The organism is Acinetobacter sp. ANC 5378, from assembly GCF_013004315.1.
Classification (GTDB): Bacteria; Pseudomonadota; Gammaproteobacteria; order Pseudomonadales; family Moraxellaceae; genus Acinetobacter.
Window position 1 is genome coordinate 1 of sequence record NZ_JABERK010000024.1, and the last position, 19,548, is coordinate 19,548.

Below are 19,548 nucleotides of genomic sequence, written 5' to 3' on the forward strand. Positions count from 1 at the left end.
AAATACGGTATTCTGATGTGACAAAACCTGAATCCTGGTCGTTAAAGTGTTTGTTTGCACTCATATTTTAACTGTTCGGACTCAGGTTTTTTTATTTAAATCAAACTATGGGACAGCAGTGACCTTGGGGTGCTTTTTTTGATGGCAGGTTATTTTTGCTTATTGCACTGAGCGTTTTTGTACTAAAGGGCTACATAGCACAATTGCACTAAGAATCAGTGCAAAACCAATCAAACTGTAATGATCAGGTGTTTCTCTCCAAAATATGAACCCCCAGATGCCGGCAAAGATAATGGCAATATAATTCACGGGTCCAATCTGCCCTGCAGGTGCAAGTTTATAAGCATTTGACATCAAAATTTGACTGATATTCGCCAGTAAACCTGCACAAATCAGGAAACCGAGTTCAGTCCATCTATACTGACGCCACAGCCAAAACATCGGAATCATGGAAATAAGTGTGCCGATAAAGCAGAAATAAAACACGATTTTTTCAGGTGACTCGGTACTGGTCAGTGCTCGAACCGTGACAAATGCCATGGCAGCCAAGAAACTTGCGCCCAGTCCAATGATCGACATTTGATTAAACATACCTGTATCCGGTTTGGCGACAAAGATCACACCGATTAAGCCAATCGCTGCAGCAAGAAACATGGCGTTAGTGATTTTTTCTTTGAGGAATAGCCAGGCAATCAATGGAATAAAAATCGGGGACGAGTAGGTAAACACCATGGCATTGGACAGCTTTAAATGTGCAATGGCATAGAAAAAGCCATACATCGCAATCAGCCCAATGACTGCACGCCAGCTATGCATCCAGATTTTTTCAGTCTTAAAAAATTCCGTCCCTTGCTTAAAAATGAGTGGAAGGAAAATGAGTAAGCCGACAAAATTTCGGAAAAAGACAATAGTGGGATTATCGACCGTATGCGATGCATAACGAATACAGACACCCATCAGGGAAAAGAGAAAAGCAGAGCCGGTGAGTAAAGCAAGTGCTTTAAATAAATTGTGATTGCTTGTAGCTATAGGCATGAAAAGAATCAGCTAGAACATTTGCTGATATTTTAGCTGAATCGACAATTATAAAATTATTGTTTTTGAGCCAGTTGAGCTTCAAGTAATTTAATTTGCTCTTCTTTTAGTGCAACTAAGTCGTCGGCATCTGCATGTTGTGCTTTCAACATGGCTTCCTGATCCTTCAATTGGGCCTGAATATCTTCAAGTTTAGCGACTTCTTCTTTGGCTAATGATTCATTCTCTGGAACAGCTGCTTTCAGAATTTTTTCATCGACCAATTGAATGGTTTTTTCATCTGTCGCAACTTCGGGTTCAGTCGGTTTAGCTTCAGCAGAAGCCGTAGGCTTTGCCGGTGTATTTAAGCTGCTTCCTTCATGTTCAGGAAGTACTTCGTTTGATGTTGCAAGAAACCATTGATAGGCCAAAAAAAGCACAATGATTGCAACCAAGCCCCCAGTAATGCCCAATAAAAGTTTTGGGCTATTTCTTTGATCTAACGTCATGTATTGAACCTGTTTTTATTTTGGCTGACGAGGCTTGAATTGAATGACGCCAATTTCATCCGGTACTTCCGGTATTTGTGGTTCATCAATATGCGTCGGGCGGTTTTCCGTATAATCGCATTCGACACATTCAATCCATTCATCGTCGCCAGAGGTAAGCATGACCACTCTATCTAGCGCTTCACATTTAGGACATTTTGCACCTGCAATGAAACGACGTTTAATAGCCATCTTACTTACCTTCTGATCAATCTAAGACGCCTAGTTTAAGCGTTTTTAGCGGGGTTCGTCCAACCTTGATGACGTAATAACGCATCTATTTTTGGCTCGCGTCCGCGGAAATTGATAAACGCATCAAGTGCTGTATCTTTTCCGCCAACTGCTAGAATAAATTGACGAAATTCTTTTCCGGTCTGAACATTAAAAATGCCTTCCTGTTCGAAACGATCAAAGGCATCACTGGCCAAAACTTCGGCCCATTTGTAAGAGTAATAACCTGCGGCATAGCCTCCGGCAAAAATATGGCTAAAACTATGCTGGAAACGGTTATAACTTGCCGTTGGTGCTACTGCATATTTTTGACGAATTTCGTCTAGCGTAGCTTGGACTTGTTCTGCATTTAAAGCAGAGCTGTGCTTGTGAATCGACAAGTCAAACAAGGCAAATTCGATCTGACGCAAAGTTTGCATACCAGATTGGAAGAAACGTGCATCGAGTAAAGATTTAAGTAAATCTTTCGGTAAGTGTTGTTTGGTTTCGATATGTTCACTGAGCAGGTCCAGACTGTCGGTATCCCAAGTCCAGAATTCCATAAATTGACTTGGCAGTTCGACAGCATCCCAATCGACGCCGTGTGTTCCTGCTACCGCAATATGGTCGACTTCGGTCAGCATGTGATGCAAGCCATGACCAAATTCATGGAATAAGGTATTCACTTCATCATGGGTGAGCAGTGCCGGTTGATCACCGACTGCGGGAGTGAAGTTACACACCATGTAGCAAATCGGTTTTTGTAAGCCATTTTTAGTTTGCATACGTGAACGGAAACCACTCATCCATGCGCCACCACGTTTGCCACTGCGTGCGTACAGATCAAAGTAAAAACCGCCAACCACAGTGCCTTGATCTTCCAGTTCAAAATAACGCGCATCGGGATGCCAAACCGGAGCTTCTCGTTCCACAATGTTGATGCCGTAAAGACGGTTCACAATACTGAACAAGCCTTGCAAAATTTTCGGTGCAGGGAAGTAGGGCTTTAATGATTCTTGAGACAAATTGAATTGCTGAACTTTAAGCTTTTCAGAATAGTAGCCGGTATCCCAAGGCTGTAAATCCTGAATGCCGTCTTGAGATGCGATAGCTTTGAGTTCGGCAATTTCTTGAGTTGCAGGCGCACGGGCATGTTCAGCCAAGTCGACCAGAAATTTATCGACAGTTTCTACATCAGGCGCCATTTTGCTGGCCAGCGAAAGCTCGGCATAGTTCTTAAAGCCTAACAGCTGTGCCATTTCGTGACGCAGGCTTAAAATTTCTTCGATGATTTTGGTGTTATCAAATTCTGTATGTTCAGACTGATCTGATGCACGTGTGGTGTAGGCTTTATACAGTTCCTCACGTAAGGAGCGATCATCTGCATAGGTCATGATGGCAAGATAAGAGGGGATATCTAAGGTGGCAACTGGCTGTTCAAGTTCACGTTGCTGACCATATTGTTTGAGTAGGTCGATACTGCTTTGCGGCAAGCCTTTGAGTTGCTCTTCAGTCAGTGGTTTGAAGTAGGCTTGGGTTGCATCAAGCACATGATTGGAGAAGTCCGATGAAAGCTGAGATAAACGTGCAGAAATTTCCGCATAACGTGTTTTTGCTTCGCCTTCTAAAGCCACACCTGAAAGTTTGAAGTCACGTAGTGCCAGTTTGATCGCACTTTTGTGGGCTGCAGGCAAGGTATCAAACTGGGGCGCATCATGTACATGTTGATAGGTTTGATACAAAGCCGTGTGTTGACCCAGTTGGGTATAGTATTCGCTTAAAGCAGGCAGCAGGGATTGATAAAGCTCGCGGGTTTCTGCGTTATTCATCACTGCATTCAGATGTGACAGCACACCCCAAGATTCACTCATATTATTTTCGAGGGTATCGACTTGGTCTAATACGGCCTGTTGTGCCTGAATACTGTCAGGAACTTCAGTTAAATGATTTAAAAAGTTTTGTCCTTGTTGAATGGCTTGTTCAATCTGTTGTTTTAAATCTGCAAGTTGAATTTGATCAAATTGTGGAACAGGCAAAGTCGCCTTTTCTAAAGTCATTTCTATACGCCATATCATTTATAAACTTAATAGTAGATGTAGGGCTTAGGCACGAGGAAATCAAGGTCTATGCCTGTTTTAGTCGGTAAATAGCTATGAATATCACTGAGCAATAAAAAAGCCCTACCGAAGTAGGGCTTAATTTTTAAAAATTACTCTATCTTAGGTTTCGCATTGGCCTTTTTCTTTTTCGGCTTAGACTTTTTCTTCACTTTGTCTTTATCTTTGGCTTTTAGGTCCGATTTAGCTACAGGCTTTTTATCTGACTTTCTAGCAAAAGTATCTGACTTGGTTTTTGGCTTTTTCTTGCGAATTGGCTGTTCACCATCTTCACTGACTACGGCTTTGGCACGAGGGTTATAAACCTCTTCTTTCGCTGTAGTTCTGGCAACACGCGGTGCTCGGCTACGAATCGCACGACCGGCATGAGTCATTTGTTGCAACAGTTCAAAGTCAATCTTGCGATCTTCCAGATTCACAGCTGCGACTTTAATTTTGACTTCATCACCCAGACTAAAGGTTTGACCGCGACTTTGACCGACCAAGCTTTGACTGGCTTGATCATAAACAAAGAAGTCATCGCCCAATTGGCTAACGTGAATCATGCCATCGACATATAAGTCTTTAAGGGTGACGAATAAACCAAATTCAGCGACTGCACTGATGATACCCACGAATTCTTCACCTAAATGCTGCTGCATATAGTGACATTTCAACCATGTGGTCACAGAACGAGAAGCTTCATCAGCACGGCGTTCAGTTTGAGAGAAATGCTCGCCGGCATCATCTAAAGCAGCACCTGAAAGCGCAAAAGGCTTTTGTTTTAAATGCGCTTTGATGGCACGGTGCAACAACAAGTCAGGGTAACGACGAATTGGTGAAGTGAAGTGCGTATACGCATCATAAGCCAAACCAAAATGTCCGGCGTTGTTTGCGCCGTAATAAGCCTGCATCATTGAACGTAACAGCACGGCATGAATACTTGGCGCATCAATACGGTCTTTAGTCGCATTAATCACTGCTTGATAATCTTTTTGTGTTGGCTGTTCCGGGAATGGCAAGCCAAGTAATTTCACATACTCCCGAACTTTTTGGATACGTGAAAATTCAGGTGGCTCATGCACACGGTACAACATTGGAATGTCATTTTCTAATGCATATTCTGCTGCTGCCACATTGGCAAGCAACATACATTCTTCAATCAGTTTATGCGCTTCATTGCGTGAACGAGGCAGAATTTCTTTAATCCCGCCTAGCTCATCAAAAGTCATGTAGGTTTCGACGGTTTCGAATTCCATTGCATGACGTTCAGCACGTAAACCTTTGAGGGTTTGATAGAGCTGGAACAGGGTATTCAATGACTTATGTACACTGCGGTCTTCAGGAATCGCGTCGCTTTCGCCATCAAAATATTGCGCCACCTGAGTATAGGTTAAGCGTGCTTTTGAATGCATCACTGATGGATAGAACTGGAAGCCTGTCACTTTACCCGCGCGGGATAAAGTCAAATCACAGACCATACATAGACGGTCTACGTGTGGATTCAATGAGCACAGACCATTTGAAAGTGCTTCAGGCAACATTGGCAATACAAAATGCGGGAAATAGACTGAAGTACCCCGTTCTTTGGCTTCCTCATCCAGCGGGTGATCGTTACGCACATAATGACTCACGTCAGCAATAGCAACCACTACACGATAACCGCCACCTGGACGTTTTTCTGCATACACGGCATCGTCAAAGTCACGCGCATCTTCACCATCAATAGTGACGAGGGCTAAATCACGTAAATCGACACGACCTTGGCGATCCTGTTCATTCGGTTCTTTAAAGCTTTCTGCTTCACGAACCACTTCTTCCGGAAACTCATACGGCAAACCAAATTCTAAAATGGTTTGTGGAATAATGATTTCAGTGTCGGCTTTATCCGCCATCGATTGCACGATGTGTCCTGTAGGTAATTCTTCACGGGTCGGGTAGTCATCAATGGCTACACGAACAGAATCACCGACTTTAACTTGGGCATGTTCAATCAGTTCTTTTTCTAAGGTAATCGGTTGGTGTGCATTTGGATTTGCAGGTTGAATAAAGTATTCACCATCGTAAATGGCCACTTTACCAATAATCTGTTTTACACGATGCTGCACGACTTCAGTAATAAAGCCCCAAGCTTTACCTTTACGGTCGACAGAAGTCTGACGCACTTTAACGCGGTCACCATTAAAGACTAAACGCAGTTCACGTTCAGGCAATAAAATATCATCATGACCTGAAATATTCGCGCTACCTAAACCTTTCGAGTTGATGTATACGGTTGCTTCATGAGTCGGCTGGCTGGTTGCGAGCAGGAACTTAAATCCATCTTTCATCAACTGGCCATCGCGTACCATGGCACTTAAACGATGGCTGAGTGCTTCTATACTTCTTTCATCTGCAATATTAAAGTATTCCACTAAATCTGCATGAGATTGTGGTGCTTGTAATTTTTCAATCGTTTCTGAAATGAGAATACGGCTTGGAATAGGATTGTCATAACGTTCGGCTTCAGCCTTAGCTTCAGGGTCGACCCAATTTTTCATAATGTCTTTGGCTTCATGTCAGAAGATAGGATTAGCATAAGTCATGCAGCATGATACTGCACGAAAATGATTGCAATATTGTGTTTTCAATTCCAATTTTACAGTGAAGCTGCACATTTCACACGAGCAACTGTCGAAAAAAGCGGGAAAGGGGCTCAATAAGGGTGGAAATCGTTTAAAAAATAGATGATTGATTAAAAATATCAGAATTTTTTGAAATGTGACTTGAAGAAGTGAAGTTTAGTTTGTATTATGGCGGCTCGTTACGGTGAGGTGGCCGAGTGGCTGAAGGTACTCCCCTGCTAAGGGAGCGTGGGTCTTAAAGCCCACCGAGGGTTCGAATCCCTCTCTCACCGCCACGAATAACTTGAAATGCGCTCATAGCTCAGCTGGATAGAGCACTTGGCTACGAACTAAGGGGTCGGGAGTTCGAATCTCTCTGAGCGCACCAATCAAGTTAAACGTAAATGTAACGAATGCTGAAAGGCAACTCAAGTACGCGCTCATAGCTCAGCTGGATAGAGCACTTGGCTACGAACTAAGGGGTCGGGAGTTCGAATCTCTCTGAGCGCACCAACTTGAACATCGACAGATGTAAAACTGGAAAAAACCGCACATGTTGCGGTTTTTTTGTGTCTGAAATTTATAGAATTGAAATAAGCTGAATAATAAAAACAAATACTGGGTCATAAAATAAACAAAATGAAGGGCTGATACGAGAAAAATAAGATGAGAAAAATCATTGTTCAGGAATTTATGACTTTAGATGGTGTTATTCAAGCACCCGGTGGACCAGAGGAAGATCGGTCAAGCGACTTTAAAGATGGTGGCTGGGTTGCCTCTTATTTTTATGATGCGGATGAAGTACTCGATACGATCATGCAAAAATGGATGCAGTCCACAGAGATTCTTTTGGGAAAAACACCTTTAAGATTTGGGAACCTTACTGGTCAAAGCATGCTGAGATGTGGGCGGGAATTAATGATGTCATTAAGTAGGTCATGTCTAATACTTTGGATTACTCGGACTGGCAAAATTCTGTCTTTTTGAAGAATCTTGATGATGTGAAAAAGCTCAAAGCTTCAGAAGGTGATGATGTCAAAGTTCATGGCAGTGCCAATATGGCATAGGCACTTTTCAAACATCATTTGGTTGACGAACTTTGTCTGATGACTTTGCCTATTCTCCTGGGTACAGGTAAACGCTTATTTGCTGAGGGTTTAATTCCCACGATTTTTGAATTAACGGATCACTTGGTCACATCAAATGGTGTGGTATTCACTTATTACCAGCGGGTAGGAGAAGTGAAAAAGGGTAAGGTGGGGTAATGATTAATGATTCAATTCTCTTTATCAGCATGATCATTTACAGGATATAGATGTAGTGTGGCAGGATTAAATTAACTTTTTCGTTTAAAAAATAGCTGAAAAATTCAATTTTGCCCAATAACTGTCCACTTGATTACGTATTTGTTAAAAAGCACTTAACAGAGCGTTAAAAACGCGTATAATGCACCACATCAAGACGTCGCGCTCATAGCTCAGCTGGATAGAGCACTTGGCTACGAACTAAGGGGTCGGGAGTTCGAATCTCTCTGAGCGCACCAACTTGATAACATCGACGGATGTAAAACTGGAAGAAACCGCTTAATTGCGGTTTTTTTGTGCCTAGAATAAATTAAATCTGTTAAACAATTATTTCATCTTCTGCTTAATCTTCAATGCCAATACGGTATTGCCACCAATCGCGGGCAACATGTCGTGATAAGGCATGCTGCGCATCGCCCGAAGTAGAAAAGGGGCTTTGTCATGGATTTTCATGGTGCTGGTGATATTTAATAATGTCCCGTTGCCTTGCGGAATCAGCTGCATTCCACCTCTGACAAACTGCAAATCTCCACTCACGGCATCAAACTGATTTTCTAAACTGTTGGGATAATCAAAGCGCAGCTTAAAATCGAAGGGAATATTGATCACGCCCAATCCGACTGAAATTTTATAGTCGGCATCAAAGGTATTGGGGGTAGTTTTTTTAATATCGATGTCTTTAATCTGGCGCGGAAAAAGTTCCTGATAGGCAGGAACACTCAGCCAATGCTGTAACTGTTGCGGGCTTTTGGCAAAATATTGATAGCTGCTAGTAAAACGTAGGCTTTCTAAATCGTGTGGATAGGGCACTTTATTTGAGGGCAAGATAAAAGAAACCGGTTCCTGAGACAGTTGGCTCAGTGTGGCAATTTTTTGAACCTGGATTGAGCTTAACGGGGTTTCAGGGAGTTCTCCCGCTTTTAAGGTTTGGTAACTCGGTGTTTTAAAGTATTTTTGCAAAGCTTCTAATAAAAAAGCATTGGTTCCTGATGGAATGCCAAGTTTGGCCTCTGGAATGGCATTCAAAATGGTACTGAATAAAAAGCCTTTGGGATGGTTTAAGTCGCCCCACTGGGTAATAGTAATTAAAGTTTTATTACTGCCTAAATCAAACCATTCAATTTTGCCCACGCCGTAAGGAATGGGTGCATCCAGAACAAGGGTGGAAATACTGTTAGCCGTTAAATGATGCTGCATTACCACATTTTCTTTAAAGTTTAAGATCGGAATTGGGGTAGGGATATGCACCTGATATTTCATTTGGGTAATATTGCCTTGCTGCTCCAGTACTTTTGCAGATTTTAAGGTTGGAAATAGGCCGTTATAGTGGCTGTAATTCATTAAAAGCCGCGCTACATTTTGGCTATTGCTCGGTACAACCACTGCACCAGTATAAAACTTGCCTGTCATACTTTGCGGATTTTTAAAGGTCGGTAAAGTAATGGATTGCGCAGGATGAGCATAAATTAAAATACGATTTGCAGTTAAGTCTGCCAGTGGTTGAGCCTTGCCTTGAAATAGACTCAAACTACTGGGAATCTGTTCTTTCCATGGAATAATTTTAGCCGAAGTCTGCGTGCCAATCAGGCAGCACAGAATCAATAGGCTGTATTTGTTTTTATTGTTTTGCATATCACATCCTGTTTATGCTTTTTATCAGTGAATGCTGATGTTTTAATTAATTTCCCAGCAATTGTGAAGCGAACTTATGTAATTTAGGCCGGCAAAAACAATAAGGAAAAGGCTGAATCTGGTGTAATATCTGGCACAATTGTTGTAATAATTTGATGATGAAATATGTCAGAGACTAAGCCGGCTGTATCGCTACGTTATTCCTTAAACTTGGAAGAATCACAAGATGGTTTTGCCCTTGCTACTTTTGGTAAAAAGCAAATCACTCGCTTTATTACGCCACTGGTGAGTATTGGGATCATTGTCTGGGGTTTTTACCTCGGCTTTAATGGTGTAGGTCGCTATTACGTGGCGCTAGGTGCTTTCTTTTTAGTTTTACAATTGATTATGCGTTACTGGTTTTTACCGATGATGTTTAAACGTCAATTTGTGAAATACCAGTTTGGTAAAAGTGAACAGGGCATCGAATTATTTCAAGATTATGCAGAAATTTATGCCAATGGCCGTAAGCAGATATTCAACTATAGCGAAGTACAAAACTTTGCCATAGGTAAGCTGACTTATATGATTGAATTAAAAAATCGTACCGTGATTATTGTACCGAAACGTGCTTTTGAGCAGTCTGCGGATCAGACCGTATTTGAAAATACATTCAAAAAGTAAGTTTTAAAATATTTAAAAGTGAAATAAAAGGGAAGATCATGAATACACGTCCATCTAAAATTGTCTGTGTCGGTCGTAGCTATGCAGACCATGTCAAAGAATTAGGTAATGCCATTCCTGATCGTCCAGTTTTATTCATTAAGCCGCCAAGTAGCTTGATCAGTTTGGAACAAGGTATTTCATGGAACCCGACTTGGGGCAATTGCCACTATGAATGTGAGTTAAGCTTGCGTATCGACCGCACTTTAAAGGCGGAAGCTGATCCGGCTAAAGCTTTGGAAGCCGTGGGTGCGGTGACTTTAGGTTTGGACTTGACGCTACGTGATTTACAAGACGACTTGAAAAAGAAAGGTCAGCCTTGGGAACGTGCCAAGGCCTTTGATGGTTCATGTGTCTTGGCAGACTGGGTCGAGCTTTCTGAAATTAAAGACTGGAAAGATGTACATTACTCTTTTCATGTCAATGATGAGCTACGTCAAACCGGCGATACCTCGTTGCTGATTTTTGATATTGCCACTTTGCTTGCAGACATCAGCCAAGTCTTTACCTTAGAACCGGGTGATGTGGTGATGACCGGTACACCTGCAGGTGTAGCTGCATTAAAAGCAGGGGATCAACTGACTATGACATTACAAGGTCAAAGCCAGGAGTTTGTCTGGAAAACCTTTGTTCAGGCTTAAGTTTTGAATCAATAAAAAAGGACTGCCAAGGCAGTCCTTTTTTATTGAATATATATGGTGCTGAATACTTTTTTTAGATTCTCTGCAATTTCAAAGTTGAGGGGTTTAGCGTATCTTTGGACGCGTAAAAAAATACGGTAAGTTTCAAGGAACAATAGTGATAGAACGCAAGGCACTGGATGTACAAGCATCGATCATCATGTTTGGCTTGTGTATTCTTTGGGGCTTACAGCAAGTCGTCTTGAAAATGGCGGCTCCAGATATTTCTGCTTTAATGCAAGTTGCCTTGCGATCAGGGCTTTCTGCCTTAATGGTCTATCCACTGATCAAGCTTGCGGAAGGGAACTCACTGTGGAGCAAAGATTATTTGTATCCTGGTTTAGTCGTGGCTTTATTATTTGCAGCTGAGTTCTTTATGCTTGCTCAAGCCATTCGATTTACTTCTGCTTCGCATGCCGTTGTTCTGCTTTATACCGCACCTATTTTTGTGGCTTTAGGTCTGCATTGGAAATTACCTTCAGAACGATTATCCATTTTGCAGTGGAGCGGTATTTTTATTGCATTTTTAGGCATCGTAGTGACGTTTTTTGGGCGCGATGGCAGTTCAGGGCACAATCTATCGCAAATGCTGTTTGGGGATTTTTTGGCGTTATTGGCAGGCATACTCTGGGCAGCCACCACAATTGCTGTTCGCTTAAGCAAGCTTTCCGATGCACCAGCAACCCAGACTTTATTTTATCAATTGGCGGGTGGTTTTGTGTTCCTGTTGCCTTTAACTTTCGTGTTGGGGCAAGCAACTATTCATTGGACAACACTTGCCATGAGTAGTTTGATTTTTCATAGTATCGTTATTTCATTTGCCAGTTATCTGATTTGGTTCTGGCTGCTGAAAAGCTATTTGGCTTCACGTTTAGGCGTATTTTCATTTTTAACCCCGTTGTTTGGCATGCTGTTTGGGGTGTGGTTGCTGAATGAAAGCATCGAAATGAATTTTATTATTGGCACAGTCATGGTGATGATGGGTGTGTTGATCGTAAGTTTACAGGGCTGGTTGAAGCCGAAAAATAGCAACGCATGAAAGCGTTCAATAAAGCCACCCTGATAGGCTTCTCATCCATCTTGATTTGGGCAAGTCTGGTTGCCGTGGTTAAACTGATTACTGAATCTTTAAGTCCTGTTTCAGCCATTGCACTGATTTATAGTTTTAGTGCAATGGTTATTTTAGGGTTGAATGGACTGCCACATTTTAAGCAAATGTCGAAAGCTTATTTGTGGGGTTGTGGCGCTTTATTTGTGGCTTATGAAATTCTATTTTTGGTTTCGATTGCCTTGTCACAAAATCATGATCAGGTGCTGATTATTGCGATGATCAATTATTTATGGCCGCCTCTCACCATTGTCTTTTCAATATTGGCAAAGCAGCTGAATTATCGTTGGCCGTTGATTTTAGGATTTATTGTTTCTGTACTTGGGTTATTGCTGGTGGTTAATCCAGATATTTTGAATCTGCAGCAATTTCTGCAAATACTGCAACAAAATCCAATGGCCTATTTATTTGCTTTTTTAGGGGCATTACTTTGGCCATGTTATAGCGTACTGACCAAAAAATATGCCCAAGGACAAAATGCTGTACCGTTATTTTTTATGGTGACGGCGATCGCCTTATGGTGCATTCATTTTATTCTGGATGAGGCTTTTATTTTTCCACAGCTGAATATGTGGCTATTGATTGCAGTGACCGGTGGTTTGGTGGGGATTGCCTATAGCAACTGGAATCAGAGTTTGCAGTTCGGCAATATCAAGCTGTTGATTCTCGCTACCTATTTTATGCCAATTTTATCTTCCTTTATGTCGATGCTGATTTTGGATGCAACACCTAATCTCACCTTTTGGATCGGGACATGCTTGGTCACTTTCGGGGCAATGATGTGCTGGAAGAACACTTCGGAAATTTAAGTCTGATCCATGTTCCTTCCTCTTTTACCGAGGAAGGCGAGCTATTTTTATCTTGGGGAAATTTTCTCAACACTCGGTGGCATGAGAGAAATAGCGTGCTATTTCTCTTCCAGAATTTTAGATAAGGGAATCGCCAATTTTGCTGCTAGATAGTCATCTGCTTCAATCAGTGCAGGCCCCAGTTTTTGCATCCATACATCTTCAGGATAAATATTGCCCATATCTTCACGGCGTGGAAGTGGATAAGGTAACTGGGTATAAAAACTCCAGAAATCGACTTGAGCCAAATTTCGCGCTAGAACAAACTCGTCATTGTCGGTACGTTTAACCAGGTTTTGTTTCTCAAGCATCAGCACATAAGAAGGCCAACGACCAATTTCGCCACGACCCAAGACCTCTAATGCTTCTTCATCAGAGACACTTTCGCCTTTCTGTTGCTTCTGATAAAACAATTCCAGCAAGTCTAAGAGCATGATCATAGGATGGCGTTTGCGATCCTTCCCTGAATGAAATGCAGTCAGGGCATAACTGATTTCAACCCCCAATAACACGATATTCCAGGACAGGAAAATCCATAACAGGAAAATCGGCACGGCAGCAAAAGCACCATAGACAATTTCATAACTGGTGAAATTGGACATGATCACGCCAAACAGATTTTTCAATAATTCAAATACCACCGTACTGAATGTCCCTGCAATCAAAGCCGCCTTGATGGGAACAGTCCGATTAGGAATAGTCCAATTTAAAATGAAAAAACCCAAAATGGTCAAGACAAAGGAAATGCACCAAAAGATAAACTCGCCATTTAATTCGTAGCCGGCAAAATTATTGCTCAGCACATTTAGCGATGCTACGGTAGATGAAATAGCGAATGCGCTACCTAAAAGAATTGGACCGAGTGAAATAATAGTCCAATAACGCATAAAACCAATAATGCCGCCACGGGTTTCCCGGACTCGCCAAATGCGATTAAAAACGGTTTCAATACTAGTCAGCATCATCACCGTGGTGATAAACAGAAATAAAATCCCAATAACGGTTAGATTGCTGGATTTATCGGTAAAGGCATTAAAGGCTTTGTCAAAAGCAATTGTGGATCTGGGTAAGAAATGACTATAAATCAGTTGTTGTAATTGTTGCCTGGCTGGCTCAAGCGCTTTAATGGAAGAAATGATGACCAGGAAAACGGTCAGCATGGGAACAACTGCAAATAGCGTGGTATAGGTCAGTGAACCTGCCTGTTCACGACAACGATCTGCTTCAAAACGTCTTATGACAAATAAAACAAACTGAAACCAAGTCTCATTATAAAAAGGAAGTTTTTTTAAATACTTTTCTAACATAGGTATAAAGTCTCAATTTTTTTAATCATCTTTATGAATTTTCATGACCAAGCTTAACCAAAAAATGGGAAAAATACCGTATAGTTTTCACTTTTAGCTTCGTTTATAAAAATTATGCAGTCTTATGTCCTTGTTTTATATTACAGCAAATATGGTTCGACTAAAGAAATGGCACATTTAATTGCCAATGGTATTGAATCTTCAGGTATGGCTGTAAAAATTCGCACTGTTCCAAATTTATCAACAGTGGTTAAAGAAGCTGAGCCAAGTATTCCTGACGAAGGCGATATTTATTGTACTTTAGATGATTTGGCGAATTGTTCAGGCTTGGCTTTGGGTTCGCCAACACGTTTCGGCAATATGGCATCTGAGATGAAGTATTTTTGGGATCAGACCACAAGTCTCTGGCTGAATGGGGCTTTACACCAAAAACCTGCTTGTGTATTTACCTCATCGGGTTCTATGCATGGGGGGCAGGAAAGTACCTTGCTGACCATGCTTCCACCCTTGTTTCATCATGGCATGATGATTATGGGACTACCAAATGCAAATCCAGCGTTATCCAATACTAAATCGGGTGGTACGCCGTATGGTGCAAGCCATGTCAGTGGTCCACGCCACGATTTAGGCCTAAGCCAAGATGAAAAAGTGCTGTGTGAAGAGCAGGGTAAGCGCTTGGGTGATGTGGTTAAGAAACTCCAAGCAAACGCATAATTGTCTAAAGTGGAAAGGGAACTTAAATAGGTGACTTTCTAAATAGAATTTCTATCGATATATAAAAAATAAAAAGACCATTCTAAAATGAATGGTCTTTTTTAATTACAGGATAAAATTTAAGAGTTGAATCGTTATACTTTTTCTTTAAAACGATGATTGCACTTTAAACATTTATAATCTAAGAACACATTTTTATCGATAATTACACCGGCTTTTTTCCCGAAGATATTACCTAAAATACCCCCAGTGACACCTACGGCAATTGCTCCCACAAAAGTCCCCACGGTTCCACCGAAAATAACCCCTAATGGTCCAGCGACAGCACCAATCGCTGCCCCAGCGGATGCGCCAGTTGCCGCCCCACCGACTGTTCCTGCGGTTGCCCCAGCAGAAGTGAGAAGGATTCCGCTTATTGTCTTGATGTTTTTCTCGTGATCTCGTTTCTCAACTTCCGAAGATCCACATTTAGGACATTGCATAGATTTTTCCATCCACTATTTATATTTGCTTATCTTGAAATAAAGTTTAGATCTGACTTCATCAAGATACTGGTCAGTGCATTGAGGCACAGCAGTATGTATCTTCTCATTGAAGATGTCAGGAACATTTCATGCCAACTTGATTCTAGTTGAAACAAAGTCATAGAAGTTTATCTGAGTTGTAAATATGCAGCTTTAATAAGAGAAATCGAGATAAGGCATAATCATTTTTTCTTTATTTTGTTAACTGTTTATGAATTGAATAGTAAGGAAAATATAAAAATCATGACTTATAAATAAAGAGATCTTTAGTGATATTTCTCACTGTATTTGTCGCATATAGAGTAAAGAGCTGCTCATGAGAGAAAATTATTTTCCAATAATTGCTAAAATTTACTCTTTTGTTAATGTTACTTTTTCATCTAACTTTGGCCATCCCTGCATCATTTTGGAGTAATTATCAACCCTAAGACGATGAAAAATCTCTCCTGATGTTCTAAAAATCTAAAGTATAGGTATGCTGTGCTGGTTATCTCTTTACGCTTAATTGTACGAGTGCTTTCGGTTGAAGCATGCGGACCCTATTATATAACTCCTATCTGGCATGTGATGCTCTGAAAAATCCATATTTATGTCAGAATTCCTAAATAAATAATCTAAAGTGTGATTGTTTTATTATATTTTTAATGAATCGCTATCTAGTTCACATTGAAATGGAAGTTCTAATAAAATCAAAGTTAATCGTTTCATAAAACTGAATCAATTTAACAATTTTAGTCTTTCTTATCGAACATTCCTATTGTTTTTAATATAAAAAATATATTAATAAAATTGATTTTTTCATGTGAATCGTAAATTTTAAAAATTTTTATATAATAATTTCTTACAACTAAAAAACAAACAATAAATAACAATTTATTAATTAAAACAACATGATACTTTGTTTTTACAAACAAGAAACATATAAAACTCGATAGATTATGTCTTTGGTTTTTTTTATGTGATTTAATGTTTGTTATAGAAATTAAACATTACTAATTAACTATTACTAAATGATTAAAAATAAATAAACATCTTAGCTCTAAGGATGGTAAACATCATGAGAATATCAGTGATCAATGTGGGTTTATTTTGTTTATGTTTCCTGAGTAATACTCATGCAACATCTGATGAGTGGAGTCAGCGTTGGAAATCATCAAGTACTCGTTCCAATGAGAATCTGGTGCAGGCGAATCTGATCGAGCTCATGGATTCTGATTATTATTCTGGACTAGGAAAAACCACAATAAATAGCACCTCGACCAGCTCTATAGGTACAGTGAATTCAGCTACCAGCAATGTGAATATAAATGGTTCAAATAACGGTGTGGATATTTCGAATGATACTGCCAATGATGGGTCTGTAAATTCGAATACCACTCAAAATAATCAGCAATGCCCTAACTTAAGCACTCAACCAGGAGGGGCATCATTATGCTGAATTTACCTGGGTTGAACAGAAGAAAAATATCTTCTGTGAGTATTACACTCTTTTTTGGCTATTTTCTGACAGGATGTACGGGCATGGCACTTTCCAACAAGGAGCCTGTTAGCTTGGTGCAAGGACCACCGATTACCGATATTTTCACTCCTTTTGATATGGCTTTATCCTGCCTGAAAGGACAATTGCGGAATGATGTCAGTTTCTCTGTTGGAGCGATTCTAGACCAAACAGGCAAAGATGTTGTGACCAATGGTGGTAGTGGAAAAATGGTGACGCAAGGTGCAGGAGATATGGTGCAATCAGCGTTATTTCAGGCTGGTGTCAGTTTATTAAACCGACGTGATCCTCGGATTATAGAAAGTGAAGCCAAGTGGGGAATTCGTGATCCAAGGCAAATCCAGGCTTCTGATTATTATGTGACAGGCAGTATTAACAGTTTGGATTTTATTCCTGGTGGCGGTTTGGACATGCAGATTGGCGGGGTTGGTCCCAATTATAGTCAAACTCGAATTATGGTCGGTTTGGACTTATCTCTGACCGATACACGCAGCAGTAAAGTAGTTGCCAATGTTTCACTGCAGAAGCAAATTGCCGCACAGGATTACGGCATAAGTGCAGGCAGGTTTGCTGGCCATACTTTATTAAACATTCAGGTCGGTAAAGGAGAGAGGGAGGCAACAAACTTTGCCTTACGCCAAATGTTGAATCTGGCAACCTTTGAATTGCTCAGTCAGGTCATTCCACCCGCAACATTTGAAAGCTGCCGTGCTGAAATACCGCCTGAATTTGGCCAATTAAGTTTAACGCGAAGTTCGGTTGCTCTGTATAAATTTAAGGAAAGTCAGAAACAAAACACCGCGGATTCCAGCAGATCTTTGTTGGAGGAATCGTCCTCGCATAACATGAGTTCACCTGATGAGAAGAATAAATCGACCAACTCACCAAGCAAGGATACCAAGCCGCTTAAGAATAAAGAATCTGAGGTAATTAAAAATCCTGAAGAAGAGCCTGAAATGAGCAAACAGGATCTAATTAAATATATCAGCATGAAAAAGCACTCATCTTCTTTAGGCAAAATGAATGAAGAAAAAGAGAATAACCAAAAAGAAGAAGAGAAGACTCTGAAGCTGTGGGATGTAAACCCAGGTGTTATAGAAAATTACTGGTCAAGCACTCAGCGTGATTAAAAAATATATAAAAATGGGCTCGCTCCCATTATAAAAAGAAGTGCTTAGCGAGAAGTACTTCAAAATTAAAAAAGGAAAATAACCATGAATAAGATCATTAAAACAATCACCTTATCTGTTGCCTTCCTGTCTAGTGCAGCCATGGCAGAAAATCCAGGCAACCACGTTACTGTAAATACGGGTTTAGATGCTACCTTGGCCGCTGTATCTAAACATGCTAAAAATGGTACTGCCCTTAACCTTGCCATTAATACCGCTACTGTTGATGCAACAGTCAACGTACACGGGAAGTATAATTCACTGAATAATGTGGGAGACAAACTCGCAGTAGAAACTTCAGCAATTGGTGCAGTAAACACCGGTAGCATTAACTTACAACAAGGCAATCTGAGTGCTGTGAATACGGGTACAGTAGAGAAAACTTTTGATGCTGAAAAAAGTGCAGAGCGTTCTTTAGAACTATGGCGTTCTGAGGGTTCATCGGGGTTTGAAAGTTCTATTAGTGCTAGCCTGAATACCGACACTTATGATCAATTCTCTGAAACCTTGAGTAATTACACTGCAGCGAATTTAGCCTTTAATTCAGCAGCTATTGATGCATCTGTAAATATAGGCGGAAAAGTGAATCATATTGATGGCATCAAAACTTCAGCAATCGGTGCTGTGAACACCGGTAGCATTACAGTGACTGTAAAGTAAATCCACCTCTCAATATGATCCAGGGTCTAACTATTTTCGGATAGTTAGACCTTTTTATCTTACAATAATATGAATATAAATTGTTGATTTAATAATCGCATATAGTGTCATTCATCTATTCCATAGTAGCATTTATTCCGGAAGCTCATTTCAATCGGATCATTAGATAAAAAGTACAATGAATTTCAGATTTTCTTACATTTCATTTGAAGCGGATAATGTAGAACCGGATTCAGGTGGAATACTGAACCGTACCGGGTTTGTCGGAGAGTCAATATTCTGAGAGACTATCCCGATGACAAAATTAAAATATACCCCTGAAATCAGAGAAAGAGCGGTTCAATTATTGATTGAATCTGAAAAAGATTATCCTTCTACTTGGGCTGCAATCACAGCAATTGCGCCTAAGATCGGTTGTACTCCTGAAACACTTCGTGCCTGGCATCAAAAGCATTTAGATCAGCAAAATCCTATTAAAGTACAACAGATATCTGATCAAGAAAAAATGAAGCAAATGGAACGTGAAATTAAAGAATTAAAGCGTGCCAATGAAATTCTACGTAAAGCAGCCGCTTTTTTCGCCCAGGCGGAGCTCGACCGCCCACACAAATAATGGTGGATTTTATCCATAATAATAAAGAGCTGTACGGAGTCGAGGCGATTTGTAGAATTTTACCGATCGCACCTTCAACCTATTACCGGACTCTAGATCTCTGTGAAAATCCAGAACATCGAGCAAAGCGAGATTTACATGACTTGCATCATGCTGAGGAGATTAAACGAATTTGGAAGGAAAGTTCAGGTCGGTATGGTGTACGTAAAGTCTGGCAAAAATTAAAACGTGAGGGTTATGTTATTGCACGTTGTACAGTTGCTCGATTGATGCAAAAGCTAGGTATACAAGGTGTTTGGCGTGGTAAGAATAAACAAA

General features: G+C 40.6%; 16 protein-coding genes, 4 tRNA genes, 2 pseudogenes and 1 other annotated feature. Of the genes and pseudogenes, 14 read left to right on the forward strand and 8 right to left on the reverse strand.

Translation table 11 applies throughout. From position 1 onward, the window contains the following. Nucleotides 1-159: 159 nt before the first annotated feature. The 5 genes from HLH16_RS06920 to rnr all read right to left on the reverse strand — a co-directional run bounded on the left by HLH16_RS06920 (nucleotide 160) and on the right by rnr (nucleotide 6,408). Nucleotides 160-1,035 (reverse strand): DMT family transporter, encoded by an 876-nt coding sequence (locus tag HLH16_RS06920; RefSeq protein ID WP_131290852.1) that lies wholly within the window; start codon nucleotides 1,033-1,035, stop codon nucleotides 160-162. Nucleotides 1,036-1,091: 56 nt separating this feature from the next. After that, entirely contained in the window at nucleotides 1,092-1,523 is a 432-nt protein-coding gene (locus HLH16_RS06925) for a hypothetical protein (protein ID WP_131290854.1), read from the reverse strand. A gap of 15 nt (nucleotides 1,524-1,538) precedes the next feature. Further along, on the reverse strand, nucleotides 1,539-1,748 hold the full coding sequence (locus HLH16_RS06930; RefSeq protein WP_171458808.1) for a YheV family putative zinc ribbon protein: 210 nt from the start codon (nucleotides 1,746-1,748) through the stop codon (nucleotides 1,539-1,541). A gap of 41 nt (nucleotides 1,749-1,789) precedes the next feature. Further along, complete coding sequence (locus HLH16_RS06935; RefSeq protein WP_171528803.1) at nucleotides 1,790-3,844, reverse strand: M3 family metallopeptidase; 2,055 nt, start codon at nucleotides 3,842-3,844, stop codon at nucleotides 1,790-1,792. A gap of 137 nt (nucleotides 3,845-3,981) precedes the next feature. Beyond that, complete coding sequence (gene rnr / locus HLH16_RS06940) at nucleotides 3,982-6,408, reverse strand: ribonuclease R (protein ID WP_171528798.1); 2,427 nt, start codon at nucleotides 6,406-6,408, stop codon at nucleotides 3,982-3,984. A 267-nt stretch (nucleotides 6,409-6,675) separates the two neighbouring features. Here rnr and HLH16_RS06945 point away from each other — a divergent pair. From HLH16_RS06945 to HLH16_RS06965, 5 genes and pseudogenes are all read left to right on the forward strand, one after another. After that, nucleotides 6,676-6,767 (forward strand) — tRNA-Ser (locus HLH16_RS06945). Between the two features lie 15 nt (nucleotides 6,768-6,782). Continuing rightward, a tRNA-Arg gene (locus tag HLH16_RS06950) sits at nucleotides 6,783-6,859 on the forward strand. A 48-nt stretch (nucleotides 6,860-6,907) separates the two neighbouring features. Next, nucleotides 6,908-6,984, forward strand: a tRNA-Arg gene (locus HLH16_RS06955). 153 nt (nucleotides 6,985-7,137) lie between these two features. Continuing rightward, nucleotides 7,138-7,736 (forward strand): annotated as a pseudogene (locus tag HLH16_RS06960) (dihydrofolate reductase family protein). Between the two features lie 201 nt (nucleotides 7,737-7,937). Then, a tRNA-Arg gene (locus tag HLH16_RS06965) sits at nucleotides 7,938-8,014 on the forward strand. Between the two features lie 88 nt (nucleotides 8,015-8,102). Here the strand turns inward: HLH16_RS06965 and HLH16_RS06970 are convergent. Beyond that, on the reverse strand, nucleotides 8,103-9,407 hold the full coding sequence (locus HLH16_RS06970) for an SRPBCC family protein (RefSeq protein WP_171528799.1): 1,305 nt from the start codon (nucleotides 9,405-9,407) through the stop codon (nucleotides 8,103-8,105). Nucleotides 9,408-9,572: 165 nt separating this feature from the next. On the opposite strand from HLH16_RS06970, the gene HLH16_RS06975 reads away from it, so the two are divergent. The 4 genes from HLH16_RS06975 to yddG all read left to right on the forward strand — a co-directional run bounded on the left by HLH16_RS06975 (nucleotide 9,573) and on the right by yddG (nucleotide 12,706). Next, a complete protein-coding gene (locus HLH16_RS06975; RefSeq protein WP_131290864.1) occupies nucleotides 9,573-10,070 on the forward strand; it encodes a YcxB family protein in 498 nt (165 codons plus the stop codon). Between the two features lie 23 nt (nucleotides 10,071-10,093). Beyond that, nucleotides 10,094-10,750 (forward strand): fumarylacetoacetate hydrolase family protein, encoded by a 657-nt coding sequence (locus HLH16_RS06980; RefSeq protein WP_286364054.1) that lies wholly within the window; start codon nucleotides 10,094-10,096, stop codon nucleotides 10,748-10,750. 199 nt (nucleotides 10,751-10,949) lie between these two features. Then, the gene (locus HLH16_RS06985; protein WP_171458810.1) at nucleotides 10,950-11,828 is read left to right on the forward strand and encodes a DMT family transporter; all 879 of its coding nucleotides are present in this window, start codon (nucleotides 10,950-10,952) and stop codon (nucleotides 11,826-11,828) included. After that, on the forward strand, nucleotides 11,825-12,706 hold the full coding sequence (gene yddG, locus HLH16_RS06990; protein ID WP_131290870.1) for an aromatic amino acid DMT transporter YddG: 882 nt from the start codon (nucleotides 11,825-11,827) through the stop codon (nucleotides 12,704-12,706). The genes HLH16_RS06985 and yddG overlap by 4 nt, the downstream gene beginning before the upstream one ends. Before the next feature lie 98 nt (nucleotides 12,707-12,804). Here the strand turns inward: yddG and HLH16_RS06995 are convergent, their stop codons facing one another. Further along, nucleotides 12,805-14,052, reverse strand: a complete 1,248-nt coding sequence (locus HLH16_RS06995; RefSeq protein ID WP_131290872.1) for a YihY family inner membrane protein — start codon at nucleotides 14,050-14,052, stop codon at nucleotides 12,805-12,807. A gap of 114 nt (nucleotides 14,053-14,166) precedes the next feature. Here HLH16_RS06995 and wrbA point away from each other — a divergent pair, with 114 nt between their 5' ends. Beyond that, nucleotides 14,167-14,766 carry an NAD(P)H:quinone oxidoreductase gene (gene wrbA, locus HLH16_RS07000; RefSeq protein ID WP_171528800.1) on the forward strand — a complete coding sequence of 200 codons (600 nt, stop codon included), beginning with the start codon at nucleotides 14,167-14,169 and terminating at the stop codon, nucleotides 14,764-14,766. Nucleotides 14,767-14,900: 134 nt separating this feature from the next. Here the strand turns inward: wrbA and HLH16_RS07005 are convergent, their stop codons facing one another. After that, complete coding sequence (locus tag HLH16_RS07005; protein WP_131290876.1) at nucleotides 14,901-15,260, reverse strand: hypothetical protein; 360 nt, start codon at nucleotides 15,258-15,260, stop codon at nucleotides 14,901-14,903. 1,087 nt (nucleotides 15,261-16,347) lie between these two features. Here HLH16_RS07005 and HLH16_RS07010 point away from each other — a divergent pair. The 4 genes and pseudogenes from HLH16_RS07010 to HLH16_RS07025 all read left to right on the forward strand — a co-directional run. Then, entirely contained in the window at nucleotides 16,348-16,728 is a 381-nt protein-coding gene (locus HLH16_RS07010; RefSeq protein WP_131290878.1) for a hypothetical protein, read from the forward strand. Next, nucleotides 16,722-17,918 carry a CsgG/HfaB family protein gene (locus HLH16_RS07015; protein ID WP_171528801.1) on the forward strand — a complete coding sequence of 399 codons (1,197 nt, stop codon included), beginning with the start codon at nucleotides 16,722-16,724 and terminating at the stop codon, nucleotides 17,916-17,918. The genes HLH16_RS07010 and HLH16_RS07015 overlap by 7 nt, the downstream gene beginning before the upstream one ends. Before the next feature lie 84 nt (nucleotides 17,919-18,002). Continuing rightward, nucleotides 18,003-18,617: a hypothetical protein gene (locus tag HLH16_RS07020; protein WP_171528802.1), complete on the forward strand. Its 615-nt coding sequence runs from the start codon at nucleotides 18,003-18,005 to the stop codon at nucleotides 18,615-18,617. 295 nt (nucleotides 18,618-18,912) lie between these two features. After that, nucleotides 18,913-19,548, forward strand: a pseudogene (locus HLH16_RS07025) (IS3 family transposase); the annotation flags it as partial. Then, nucleotides 19,188-19,304, forward strand: a sequence feature (AL1L pseudoknot). Its footprint overlaps the pseudogene before it by 117 nt.

Excerpts from the sequence above, each read along its gene's own strand:
- wrbA (WP_171528800.1), top strand. The coding sequence starts at position 14,167 with ATGCAGTCTTATGTCCTTGTTTTATATTACAGCAAATATGGTTCGACT.
- yddG (WP_131290870.1), top strand. The coding sequence starts at position 11,825 with ATGAAAGCGTTCAATAAAGCCACCCTGATAGGCTTCTCATCCATCTTG.
- rnr (WP_171528798.1), bottom strand. The coding sequence starts at position 6,408 with ATGAAAAATTGGGTCGACCCTGAAGCTAAGGCTGAAGCCGAACGTTAT.
- HLH16_RS06920 (WP_131290852.1), bottom strand. The coding sequence starts at position 1,035 with ATGCCTATAGCTACAAGCAATCACAATTTATTTAAAGCACTTGCTTTA.
- HLH16_RS06975 (WP_131290864.1), top strand. The coding sequence starts at position 9,573 with ATGTCAGAGACTAAGCCGGCTGTATCGCTACGTTATTCCTTAAACTTG.
- HLH16_RS07005 (WP_131290876.1), bottom strand. The coding sequence starts at position 15,260 with ATGGAAAAATCTATGCAATGTCCTAAATGTGGATCTTCGGAAGTTGAG.
- HLH16_RS06995 (WP_131290872.1), bottom strand. The coding sequence starts at position 14,052 with ATGTTAGAAAAGTATTTAAAAAAACTTCCTTTTTATAATGAGACTTGG.
- HLH16_RS07015 (WP_171528801.1), top strand. The coding sequence starts at position 16,722 with ATGCTGAATTTACCTGGGTTGAACAGAAGAAAAATATCTTCTGTGAGT.
- HLH16_RS06985 (WP_171458810.1), top strand. The coding sequence starts at position 10,950 with ATGTTTGGCTTGTGTATTCTTTGGGGCTTACAGCAAGTCGTCTTGAAA.
- HLH16_RS06925 (WP_131290854.1), bottom strand. The coding sequence starts at position 1,523 with ATGACGTTAGATCAAAGAAATAGCCCAAAACTTTTATTGGGCATTACT.
- HLH16_RS07010 (WP_131290878.1), top strand. The coding sequence starts at position 16,348 with ATGAGAATATCAGTGATCAATGTGGGTTTATTTTGTTTATGTTTCCTG.
- HLH16_RS06970 (WP_171528799.1), bottom strand. The coding sequence starts at position 9,407 with ATGCAAAACAATAAAAACAAATACAGCCTATTGATTCTGTGCTGCCTG.
- HLH16_RS07020 (WP_171528802.1), top strand. The coding sequence starts at position 18,003 with ATGAATAAGATCATTAAAACAATCACCTTATCTGTTGCCTTCCTGTCT.